Origin of the sequence: Enterococcus sp. AZ104, from assembly GCF_050546705.1 — a bacterium.
Taxonomy (GTDB): domain Bacteria; phylum Bacillota; class Bacilli; order Lactobacillales; family Enterococcaceae; genus Enterococcus; species Enterococcus faecalis.
In genome coordinates this window covers 2,439,387-2,451,819 of sequence record NZ_CP172952.1, presented here as the reverse complement: position 1 = coordinate 2,451,819, position 12,433 = coordinate 2,439,387, and the positions used below count along the sequence as shown (strand labels likewise).

Genomic DNA, 12,433 nt, shown 5'->3' with positions numbered 1-12,433 from the left:
GGGCCACTGAAATTATCGACCATTTTGTGAAGAAAATCCTCTCTATAATAAAGGTATCAAGTAAATAGGAGGTACACGAAATGAAATGGTATCAACTTTCCTCAACAAAAGTAATCGAGCAGACTAAGACGAAGCAAACGGGTCTTTCTAGCGAAGAACGTCAGCAACGTTTACAAACGAATGGTCCAAATAAAATTGAAGAAAAACAACAACTGAAAACGTGGCAAAAGCTAGCCAAACATTTTACAGATTTACTAATGGTGGTCTTACTCGCTGCCGCAATTCTAAAATTTGCCACAGGCGAAGTGGTCGAAGGAAGTATCATTTTTCTAGTGGTACTTGTCAATGGCTTTGTCGGTTATTGGCAAGAGCGTAAAGCAGAAGAATCATTAGACGGCCTGAAACAGATGATGGGCCAAGAGGCAGTCGTTCTAATTGATGGACAAAAAACAACCGTTTCTTCTGAAACATTGGTTCTGGGAGATGTAGTCACGTTACAAGCTGGCGATGTAGTCCCAGCAGATTTGCGCTTATATGATGTTCATAATCTGATGATTGAAGAATCAATTTTGACAGGCGAATCAGAAGCCGTGGAGAAAATTACCGGTTCCTTGAATGAAGAATTGCCAACAGGCGATCAAAAGAATTTGGCTTTTTCAGGAACTCTTGTCCAAGCGGGCTCAGCCTTGGGCGTTGTAGTAGAAACAGGAGATTCCACTGAAGTTGGAAAAATTAATCACGCGTTGCAGTCAGTAGATCAAAAAACAACGCCGCTCGTGCGGAAAATGCACCAATTAAACAAGCAAATTTTCCAAGGGATTATGGTCTTGATCGTGTTTCTGATTTTCTTTACCACTTTTCGTCATGGCATGGAATGGAGCCTCTTATTTTCTGCGATGATTGCATTAATTGTAGCAATGATTCCAGAAGGCTTACCTGCTGTGTTAACGATGATTTTATCGATGGGTGTTCATGAGATGGCTAGAGAAAATGCGATTATTAAAGGCATGCCTTCTGTTGAAACATTAGGTTCAATGACAGTTATCTGTTCAGATAAAACAGGAACGCTAACTAAAAATGAAATGACGGTAATGGATGTAGTGACTGAAGAAATGACCATTGTCAAAGAGATTATGGCCAACTGTCAAGAATTGAAATTACAAGACCAACAAAAAATCGCCGACTTACAAGGGAATCCTACCGAGTTAGCTTTATTACAATATGTTGATCAGGATCAACTGTCTTTACGCCCTGTAGAAAAGAAAATTCCGTTTAGTTCAAGTTACAAATACATGGCCACTCGCCATCCGCAAGCAGAAGGTTCAATTATTTATGTCAAAGGTGCGCCAGAAGTATTGTTACAACTTTCTACGTTATCTGATAATCAAAAAGGTGCTTGGCAAGCACAAGCTGCGCAATTAGCGCAAAAAGGACAACGGGTATTAGGTTTCGCTTATAAGACAGTTACGTCACAACAGGAACTGACACATGAAACATTGTCAGGATTGACGTTTGCTGGACTGGCAGGCATCATCGATCCGCCAAAAGAAAGTGCCATTCAAGCCGTCAAAGAATCTCAAGAAGCAGGTATTTCCGTCAAAATGATTACCGGAGACCATAAAGATACAGCGCAAGCCATTGGCGAGCAAGTTGGTTTAAAGCATACGAAAAAAGTCCTTGAAGGATTAGAAATTGATGTTATGTCAGATGAAGAATTAGCTCAGCACGTTCAAAAAGTCGATGTATTTGCACGAACGACGCCAGAACATAAATTACGAATTGTCACGGCGTTACAAAACAATGGCGAAATTGTCGGAATGACCGGCGATGGTGTAAACGATGCGCCAGCACTAAAGAAAGCTGATGTCGGAATTGCCATGGGAATTAAAGGAAGTGAAGTAACCAAACAAGCCGCAGATATGGTTTTGGCAGATGATAATTTCCATACGATTGCTAAAGCCGTGAAAGAAGGACGCCGCATTTTTGATAACTTGAAAAAGACGATTACTTTCTTCTTGCCAACTTCTTTAGCACAAGGTTTAATTGTTGTCTGGGCGCTTTTAATGAATCATCCTCTACCGTTGACACCTGTCCAGATATTATGGGTAAACATGGTAACTACGATTACTTTGTCTTATGCATTAGGTTTTGAAAAAGCGAGTGCTGATACCATGAAACGACCACCAAGAGATGTCAACGAAGGCATTTTAACAAAGTACAGTATTTTTAGAATCGTCTATGTGTCGGTACTCATTATGGTACCAGGTTACCTTATGGCATTACAATTTGAGGGACAAGCCTTACAGCAAACGTTCCTCTTACAAAGTATCGTCTTAGCGCAAGCAGCGTATATGATCAACTGTCGTAAGTTGGTTGATCCGTCGTTAAGCACAGGCTTTTTCCAAAATAAAGTGTTGTTTGCTTCATTAGGAATCCTCTTTTTACTACAAGCGCTAGTAGTTTACTGGCCAGTAGCGCAGCAATTAATTGGCACAACTTCTTTAAATGGCCTTCAATTAGCAATGATTTTCGCCCATGTTGTGAGTCTGTTTTTCCTTGTTGAAGGGGAAAAATATATAACCAAACGATTCATGACGAAAGAAAGCCAAAAAACTAGCGAATGTCCTCGCTAGTTCCTTTAAAAATAAGAATGAAGAGTGAGCTCTGCTAGTCGGCGGAGTTCATTTTTTGTTGGAATTAAAGAGAGATAAAAGACAGGAAGATCAAGATGATCCAAGGGAAAATTGGAAATAATTATGTCGGCTTCATTTAACGTCAACTGGCTTAGTTCCACATATTCAATAGCTTGTAATTTCACACGAGTACCTAAATAAGCAGCTAATTCTTGTTGTAAAAAAGCTTTCCAAGCAGGTTCCCCTTGAAAGAGGAAATAGGCAGTCATCGTTTGCGCCTGAATGGAATAACTGGCTTGTTTTTCTAACAAAGAAGCCAAACTAAGAAAATAAGTCGGTTCTTCAATCGTGGTGTAGCGAGATAAAATCTCCAAAAGTTCTTGGTTGCTCTTTGATAACGCAAGGTCCTCTGCGGCTTGTTCGGTCATTAATTCTTGATATTCCAATTGAAATTGCTCAGAAAGTGTTGGGGACTCGGTATATTTAATGAATAACAATAACAGATTATCCAATAAATTTGTTTGGATTAAATCAGGCCGGGCTTCTTCAGTGGACAAATTAGTGACAAACTGTTGTAACGACTTTCGCAGCTGACTGTAATGAGTGTGGAGCGCAGAAGCCAACGTTTCGCCATAGACATTATCGTAATTCCAACTTTCTAAGAAACAAAAGAAGGCGAAAAAACTTTCTTCTCCTTGCAAATAGATGCCTTCAGAAGCATAAAGCTTTGCCAAGGACGGTTGATAAAGTTGAAACAAGACATCTTTTGAATCAAAAGAAAATTGACTCACTCGGCAATTGGCTTTGTTGCGAATCGTGTTAATAAAAAACCAACAAGCGCCAAAAATTTCTTCCGTTTCCACCGTCAACTCACTACTGTAAACTTGTTTCAAAAATTGAAAATAATGCTCCTCATGAATAGAATAATCGTCAAAAAAATAATTATTATGAGTAAAAGGCACCAACAAACGATGATAAAAAATCCGAATATTACTTTCTGCCCCGATTAGCTGAATGGTCGTCGTGGTTAGTTGAATCGTTAAATGAAAATCACGTAAGGCCTGATTCATTTTTTTGATATGTCGCTTCAAAGTTTCATAAGAAACACCACTAGTGCTCAAAAAAGAAGTTGTTACTAACTCTTTCGTAAATAGTAGCTCTTTTAATAGCTGAATACTAATGGATTGAGGTAAAAATAATGACCAAAGCTCATTGGTTTGCGCATTCCCCTGATTGCGTAACCGAATACCACTGCTATCGGTTTCAATGGACCAGTCGGCGGGTAATTGACTGCGAATATACTGTAAATCCGAAAAAACGGTTCGCTCTGTCGTTTGGATTTGCGTGGCTAAACGCTTGGCTGTCAGCTGGGGAACATTTAACAACTGTTCCAACAAACGAATTTGCCGAAGCAAATCTTTTTCCGTTATCACACGTTTTAACATGGAGTACATGGCAAAACCTCCTTTTGCTTAAGAATACGGATAAAAAGGGGATTGGTCAATTAAAAAAAGAAGCGAATCGTCATTCGCTTCTTTTTATTCACTATACAAAAATATCAAATGTATGCAAAACGGCTGACAATAAAATGGTTACAACGGCCATCCCTGATACAAAGCCGACAGCACCAGGAACAAACGGAGGTAATCGTTTAGCAATATAGCTACCGACAGGGGCCGCACTGATTCCTGCTAAAACGGCGATGGTCAGGGAAAGCCAAAAGCCACCACCCATCATTAAAATCACACCAGGAACAATGCTGACCAGTGGCATAAACGTTGGATACCAACCTTCTTCAGCGAAATGTTTTCGATAAAGAAAAACACCAACAGCCGAAGCAATCATTTGTCCCATTAAAATGTCAGGAACCAAGCCAGAACCATTTGTAATATGATTAATATTGACAAACCAATCTGTTAAAACGCCTAGAATTACCAAACCTCCAACTAACTCATTTCCATAAAACCAAGCTTCGGAGAAGTCAGCAAAAGTGCGTCGTATTGACCATTGAAAGGTTTGCGTATTTTCAATTTTAGGTTGTTTTTGCCGCTTCTGAGCGATTGGTGCAACAGAAGGAACCATCCAAGGAAGTTGATGACAGATGGCTGAAACAATCCAGCCAACAAAAGCCATTGTGGTAACGTTGGAAACTGTCCCAGGTACATTTAAAAGGGGCATCAATTGCGCATTCAGCCAATTGGCAAACGGAAAGGTGAAAAGCGCACTCAACAGAGAAATCGTTCCTAATTTTTTCCAGCCAGGACCATAAACGAGCGTTAAAGCTGGCGGCGTGCCGACCACCACAATAAACGTTGGTAACCACAACACTTCTTTTGTAAAAAAGCGTGTAAAATCAAAAACATAAATAGTTAAAAAGAGGGAAAGTAGCTGAGAAGCAAGTACCCAAGGCCAAGCACCAGAACCACCAGCAATTGCAAATCCCTGCCATTTTGAATTTTTCCGATAAAGTTGCCAAGCAATCAGACCGCCGATTAGTAAGAAAAGCGTTGTAAAAAGTCCACCGTAAAATTCCCCTTCCGTGAAGTTCATAACAAAATAGATAAATTTGTAAAATCCCTGCTGATTCACTTTGGTAACTACGTCATTGTAAGGAAAAAAGTTAGACACATGTCGAAAGCCATTCATGATCCAATACAGGAACATTCCCAAAAAAATTTTTACAACAAGAGCTAAAACGGCTTCGTAATTGATCGATTTATTTTTCATATGATCGCTCCAAAAAAATGACATTTTACTAAGTTTTTGAAATTAGTTTATTTTAGCTACTAAAGCTTTTAGTGCCTCGTTAAAGACATTTGCTGGCGGATTAGTCAATCCAGCGCCAATCATACCAATCCCCGGTTCTTTATGAGCAATAGCAGTATTAATGACAGGCAGCATTCCTGTTTCTAAGACTTTTAAGACATCGATGCCTGAAGGAATCCCCATAAAATCTAAAACAGGAATCGTGACATTGGGATTTTCTTTCGTAGTAATTTCCAGCATTTCTTTTGAATAATTCAATGCTTCTGCCACTGTTCCGCCAACTAATGGGACAATTGCTGGTGCAGCTGCCATAGCAAATCCGCCAACACCATACGTTTCTGTAATAGCACTATCGCCCATATCCAAACCAGCATCTTCTTGTGTGTAACCAGCAAACATCGGACCAATCACCCGTTGGGCAGGCCCCGTAAACCAGTGATTTCCGCCAATTCCACTGACACGAATCCCAAATTCGACCCCGTTGCGACACATGGTGGTGACAATTGTACTATTCTCCACATTATGCCCAGCATCTAACGCACATTTAGCGGCGCCCATCCAAGTCGGACCAGAAAAATAGTCAGAACTGCCAAGAAATTCAAATACTTCTTTTAATTGTTCACGAGAAAAATCAGTTTGAACCATGTAAGGTGTTAATGCTTGGACTAACAACGTACTTCCGGCTACATTGCGATTATGACACTCATCGCCCATATGCAAGGCTTGTGAAAGCATTAAGCGTAAATCAATGCCTTCTGGACAAAAAGTCATGGCATCATGAAGTAATGGACCTAAAACATCGCGCATCCAAATCAGGCGATCCACGACGGATTGATCATTTGCACCAAATCGTAAAACTTTCGCCAATTGTTCACTTAAATTAGTAAAAGCCGTGTTGCCGTACGTTTCATTTTTGATAATATGAACGTACATATTCGGAGAAGTCACGCCAGCCATAGAACCAACGGCATCATGTTCATGACAAGGAGAAAACGTAATTGCGCCAGAACGAGCAACCCGATCGGCATCAGCTAGATCTTTTGCTAATCCTTCAAAAACAAGCGCTCCTTGAACGGCACCTTTCATCGGTCCGCACATATTTTCATAAGTAATGGGTGGCCCAGCATGTAAAATGGTCGTTTCAGTCATATCGGGCATGACATTAATTGCTTTATCAAATCCTACTAAAATAGGTTTTGATTGAATAATGCGGGTAACCGCTTCTTCGTTGGCTTGTTGGATTTTTTCATAAAGTGTTGGATTTTTTAATTGATCCAATAATTTTAATAGCTCTGGGTCACCATTGGCTGGCGGTGCCCAATTTACTTGATGTGAAGGAATCCCTTGTTTTTTCATATCTTCATGTATAAAGTCAATGCCTACATTGATCGTATCTAAAGGCTGCTTAAAAAGATCATTTCTGCTCATGTTCGTTCGCTCCTTTTACAAAAGTTTTGGTGGCTTCGCAAAGTTGATGACTGCTGTCGACAACGAGAACCTCTAAATCTTCTAAAATTTTCCGCTGTTCATGAATAGCTTGTGGATCTTCTTCGGTCCCTAAAACATAGCCAATAATGGCTAACTCACGACCATCTGCTTTCGCTATTGCTTTGGCTTCCTTTAACGCCTCTGCTAACACACCAACGGGATTTTCGTGAGAACCATAACCTAATTCAAAATCTAACGCTAAAACTGCCACTTCAGGATCTTTGGCTTCTTGAAGAATGCGAGTAATCCGAGAAGTCGGATCGATCATTGGATGTGGGCGGCCTTCTGTGAAACGATCATCACCGAAATCAATCAATGTATGTGCTTGGCTGTGGTCAGGATTTGCTAATTGTCGTTCAGGAATTTTATGAATATTACTATAAACATCATCAGAGACTTCTGTTAAAGCATATAAAAGTTCATCACAAAGAGTGCCACCACAGAACAACCCACGAACAAATTTTTGAGAAGGGGCTTGTTGCTGTTGGATGGCTGTTAACGTTGCGCCTGTCGGATTTTGATAGAGGCTGTTTTCCGCTTCCTGTGTTTGACTAAATTGAATCACTTTTTGAACTGCATCCAGAGAAGAAGTAGCAAAAGTGACGTTGTCTATTTTTCGTTCCGTTTGTTCACTGCCGATAAAATAAATAACAACTGGTTTAGTTGAAACAGCTAATTTTTTTAAAATTTTCTCTGTTACTTCTGGAGCAGGCGGTTTAGAAATAAGCAAAATTGCCTTAGTTTGTTCGTCAGCCATTAAAGCATCCAGTCCGTCAAGCATCATCAGCCCACCAATTTCAGCAGACAAATCACGGCCGCCAGTACCAATTAATTGTGAAATCCCATAACCATATTTATGGATTTGGACACTAACTTCTTGGCTGCCTGTACCAGAAGCGCCGACAATTCCAATATCTCCTGAACGTACCTCGTTAGCAAAACATAACCCGACGCCATTAATAATCGCTGTTCCACAATCAGGGCCCATCACAAACAGTTCTTTTTCGTGTGCTTTTTGTTTTAACGCTAATTCCTCGTCAACCGTCACGTTATCACTAAAGAGCATGACGTGTTTTTGCTGATCTAAAGCTTTATGCGCTTCTCGTGCAGCAAATTTTCCATTGACAGAAATTACAACTAAGTTGGCATCAGGCTCTTCATGAAGGGCTGAATCTAACGTCTTATAGGTTACTTCAGAAGAAGCGGTTTTCTTTTTCTTCGTAAATAACTCGTCGACTTGCTGTAAAATTTCTTCTGAGTCCGCTTGGTCATCAAGATCTAAAACAATTAATAAATCGCCCGTTGTAACATGATCCAAGGCGGGTGTATATAAACCAACATTCCGAATCACTTCAAGATTCATGTCGGTTCCCATCCCAATCATTGCAGTTTTAACTCCAGCCAGTTCATTGGCTCGTGTTGAAATGGTCATTAAAGTAACTGAATCAAAATAGGCGTTCTCTTTAATTACTGTTTGAATTGTCATGATTATTCTCCTCACAAAATAGTTTTAAACCAAAAATAATGCCGCAAAGTATGTCGCTTCCTGAAGTTGAGCCCACCTCCTCTAAAGCTGAAACCGCTTGAGCCATTTCGTTTGTATTTCCACTTTCAATTGATAAAAAAACACGCTGAACTAGTTGAGAAAACCGCTCGTTCACTGCTTCATGGATTTCCGCATAACTGACCGCATTCGTTCGTTCCTTGGCTAGCACAGCCAGCTGTTGGAAATTCGAGGGAAGTTGCTGTAATGCAGAAAAACTAGCAAGTAATCCTGTGATAAAATCATCGCCAGTGGGGGTTAAACCAATCCCCAATCCCAAAATCTTCGTTAAACAATCAAGAGCTATTTTAAAAGATTTTTGCTCCCAAGCCTGTTGAAAATGAATCATTTCTTTTTGAATCTGGGTCCGACTATAAGAATCAAAAAGAAAGGTTGACGACGAAGCAGGAAAAAGCGCTTGCCAAGGATTGAAACGAGTTTGCTGAATATACGTTAAAAAAATAGCTATTTTTGTTTTACTGGGTGTTAAATAAAGTGGCGTTGGTTGCCAAATTTGGGCATCGGCTAGTGTTAATTGTCGTCGGCCTAACCGGATAAACAGGGGCTCAATTTGGACAGGTAAATCAGCGAAATGGCTAAGTTTTTTTTCATCGAGTATAATCGTGTTAGGTGCTATATGTTCGGGATGCGTTGAAATGGTCAAGAGAATTTCTTGGGTGTCTACATGACCATAATTAATAGCGTGCGTAAAACATTGCAAACTAGTCAATGTTTGATGAGGGAGTTTCGATAAAATCGTTTGGTCATAAGCTAAAATTTTTGTCATTCCAACGACCTCCTTTTTAATAGCGCTTTCACAACTTCATAATAAAAGAATCCAGCACGATAAACAATTGCTAAAAATGACATTGATTTACAAGTTTGAATGGACAATTTGTACATTGGGAGGATAAATGATGTTAAAAGTGAGTGATTTATTAACGTTAGAAGAATTACCTGGCATTACCTTAGTGGCAGGACATAAAAATCAGGACCAACCGATTTTAAAAGTCAATATTTTAGAAAATCCTGATATTTTAGATTGGCTAACAGCAGGTGAGCTGCTGTTAACGACAGGGTACATATTTAAAGATGATCGGAAATTACAGAAAAATTTTTTGAAAGAACTAGCCAAACACCATTGTGCTGCCTTAGGATTTAAAACCCAACGTTATTTTGAAGAAGTTCCACCAGACCTAATCAAATTAGCAGATGAAATGAACGTTCCTATTTTAGCAATTCCTTACAATTACACCTTTTCACAAATTGCTGATGTGTTGAAAAGTCGTGTCACGTTAGAACAATTTGACATGAATGCGCAAGAAACCGCATTGCATAATAAAATTTACCAAATCTTAGAAACGGGAAGTAGCAGTTTTCATTTGCTGCAGGATCTAGCAGAAACCATTCAAAATCCTGTCTTGTTATTGAATGACCACTTTGAAGGAGTTAATTTTTTTGACTTGCCTAAAAATCCAATTCGTATTTCTAGCATTTTAGAAGATAGACATGAAACCTCAGAGTTCCAAAAACAATTGCTGGAACAAAGTCATCCATTATTACGCTTTTATCAAGAACCGATTCATTTACAGTTGAAACTCCAGAACCAAGTGGTGCCAATTGAAATTTATCCAATTAAAAAGAAAAATGTTATTTTATATTATTTACTCGTCTGGAACACCTTGGCCCCATTACGACCAGTCGACGTGGCTCATTTTAAAATCACAGCTCATTACTTACTTTTACAATTGCAATTGGAATACTCACGGAAATTTGAAGAATACCAACAACGAAACGAATTATTTTTTAAGCTGATTGCGCATGAAAAAAGGGACCAAGCTGTTTTCCAACAATTTCAACAATATTATCGCTTGGCAATAGATAAGCCCTATGCGATTTTGCTAATTTCATTAACCTTAAATGAACGCCAAAGGCAAGAAAGAATGTCTATTTTAGGTAACCAGCTAAACCAAGTTATTTTAGGGGACAAACAAAAAATTGTTTGTATTGAAATTGACAGTTCCTTTGTCTTATTAGTTGAAAATCCACCTGAAAAAGAAGGCGATTATCTGAAAATGATGCAACGCCTAGCACAAAGTAGTATAAATCAGTTAATGAAAGTACAAGAAGATGTGGAACTTTTCCTAACAATAGGACCTAAGATTCAAGGTCTGACCCAGATTCATGAATCGTATCAACAAGCGATTGATGTTTTAACCTTTCAACGCCAATTCGTTGCAGAAAAACCTGAAATGAGGATTGCTTCCTACGCGAATTTTCATTTTAGACAGACACTACAACGTTATTTTTTAGAAGAAGGACAAGCAACCCTCAGAAACAAATATCTCCAACCATTGCAGAAAAGTGATCAACAGCAACATACCGACTTTGTCCATACACTGAATGTCTATTTTCAATCAAAACGAAACTTGTCTCAAACAGCCAAAAAGCTCTTTATTCATCGTAATACTTTGTTACAACGATTGGAGAAAATTGAACAGCTAGTGCTGTTGGATTTTGATAAGGAAGTGGACTTGTTGGCGCTGGAAGTGGCGTTGTTTGTGGGAACTTAAGAAGCAATATAAGTGGCGGTTTTTAATTTAATGGAATATATATAGCTAAAAGAAACGATTATACAAGAAGGATAATTTAATTAATAAAAAATGGAATCTTTTCATAACCTCAATTTTTTCAAAAAAATAATTCCTTCCCAAAATCTTCAAACACAAACCACTAACTATCTGCTACTATAAAAGAAACAACTATCATTTGGAGGAAGTATGCGTAACAGAAAAATGTGGACAATTATCGTCAGTGGGTTATTTTTAAGTAGTATCATCGCGGGAATTTCAGGAGCGTTTTTAATCATTGAAGGAGAGCTAACGACTCTGCTCTGGGAGGTGTTGCCAGCGCAAATGAAGTGGCCAATCCTCTATTATTTTGTCTTGTGTGTGCTAGGAGCGTTGGTATTGAGTTATCTGAAGAAACGCTTCGGGCAAGTACCACAAACGGCGCATGAGGCGCTGACAGAATTGAAGGCGAAACAATCGGTCGATTATTCAGGTGTGTTTAGAAATTTATTGGCCGCCTTGGTAATTTTAATTTTCGGAGCTGGTGTCGGTCCTGAAGCTGCATTGTTGGGAGCAATTATTTCGTTGTCAGTCTGGCAATCTGATAAGTTACGGTACCTTTATTTTCATTATGACGAGCAAGAACAGCAAACATTTTGGACAAAAATCCAGCGCTTGCTGCATCCGAAACAGTTTGTTCAGCGCTACGATACGAGGCTCGCTCCTTCGGATAAAAAGAAACTGAAACAAGTGATGAACGGGTTATTTATTGTGAACGGGTTGGTGGTGTTTACCTTTTTAATGAAATTGGTGGGACACCCATCGTTTATTACGAAGTTAGGAACTGGAAAAATTGAAATGGCTTCGTTATGGCTGATTTTACCCGCTTTATTAACTGCTTTTGTGATTGGTAACGCCTATCGATGGTTGAAAGCTGCTCTGGCTAAAATATGCCAACCGTTTGAAGGAAAGCAAAGCATACTGGTAAGTTTAGGCGCAGCCTGTATTTTTCTTTTTGTTATTTTAATGCCAAGATTACTATTTTCAGGACAATCTTTTATGCATTTAGTTCCTAGTTTTGGTAGTCAACAAGCCTGGTATATCTTGGTGGTCGCTGCGATAATGAAACTAGTATTTTTACAAGTTTGTTTACAGATAGGTTGGATAGGTGGCGATATTTTTCCCGTCGTTTTTTCAGCTATTTTAATCGGGTTTGCGGTCGCGCAATTTTTCCCAACAATTGACTCACTTTTTGTTGTCGCAATTTTTGCTACGAGTTTAACAACCCAGATTTTAGGGACGATTCTTGTACCAGGCATTTTTGTGGGGCTCTTTTTCCCAATCACGCTTTGGCCAGTTGTAGTCCTTGTGTTATTTGTACAATGGCTATTGAAAAATAAAATTATTAAGAGTAACTAGAAAAACGTCAAATC

Annotated in this window: 8 protein-coding genes; 3 read left to right on the top strand and 5 right to left on the bottom strand. The window is 39.1% G+C overall.

Translation table 11 applies throughout. The annotated features are described in order from the left end of the window. Positions 1-80: 80 nt before the first annotated feature. The gene (locus IGJ37_RS11730) at positions 81-2,633 is read left to right on the top strand and encodes a cation-transporting P-type ATPase (protein ID WP_325815192.1); all 2,553 of its coding nucleotides are present in this window, start codon (positions 81-83) and stop codon (positions 2,631-2,633) included. 5 nt (positions 2,634-2,638) lie between these two features. On the opposite strand, the gene IGJ37_RS11725 is transcribed toward IGJ37_RS11730, so the two are convergent. From IGJ37_RS11725 to IGJ37_RS11705, 5 genes are all read right to left on the bottom strand, one after another. Next, complete coding sequence (locus IGJ37_RS11725; protein ID WP_002396642.1) at positions 2,639-4,078, bottom strand: helix-turn-helix domain-containing protein; 1,440 nt, start codon at positions 4,076-4,078, stop codon at positions 2,639-2,641. 100 nt (positions 4,079-4,178) lie between these two features. Beyond that, positions 4,179-5,360, bottom strand: a complete 1,182-nt coding sequence (locus IGJ37_RS11720) for a hypothetical protein (RefSeq protein ID WP_002359110.1) — start codon at positions 5,358-5,360, stop codon at positions 4,179-4,181. Between the two features lie 42 nt (positions 5,361-5,402). Continuing rightward, complete coding sequence (locus tag IGJ37_RS11715; RefSeq protein WP_002355045.1) at positions 5,403-6,827, bottom strand: DUF1116 domain-containing protein; 1,425 nt, start codon at positions 6,825-6,827, stop codon at positions 5,403-5,405. Beyond that, on the bottom strand, positions 6,814-8,373 hold the full coding sequence (gene fdrA / locus IGJ37_RS11710; RefSeq protein ID WP_325815191.1) for an acyl-CoA synthetase FdrA: 1,560 nt from the start codon (positions 8,371-8,373) through the stop codon (positions 6,814-6,816). Before fdrA ends, IGJ37_RS11715 begins: the two co-directional genes overlap by 14 nt. Next, positions 8,351-9,217: a DUF2877 domain-containing protein gene (locus IGJ37_RS11705; RefSeq protein WP_002365307.1), complete on the bottom strand. Its 867-nt coding sequence runs from the start codon at positions 9,215-9,217 to the stop codon at positions 8,351-8,353. Before IGJ37_RS11705 ends, fdrA begins: the two co-directional genes overlap by 23 nt. Positions 9,218-9,344: 127 nt before the next feature. Here IGJ37_RS11705 and IGJ37_RS11700 point away from each other — a divergent pair, with 127 nt between their 5' ends. Then, positions 9,345-11,003 (top strand): PucR family transcriptional regulator, encoded by a 1,659-nt coding sequence (locus IGJ37_RS11700; RefSeq protein WP_325815189.1) that lies wholly within the window; start codon positions 9,345-9,347, stop codon positions 11,001-11,003. Between the two features lie 207 nt (positions 11,004-11,210). Next, positions 11,211-12,419, top strand: coding sequence for a chloride ion channel protein (locus IGJ37_RS11695; RefSeq protein ID WP_325815188.1), 1,209 nt, complete (start codon positions 11,211-11,213; stop codon positions 12,417-12,419). Positions 12,420-12,433: the final 14 nt, after the last annotated feature.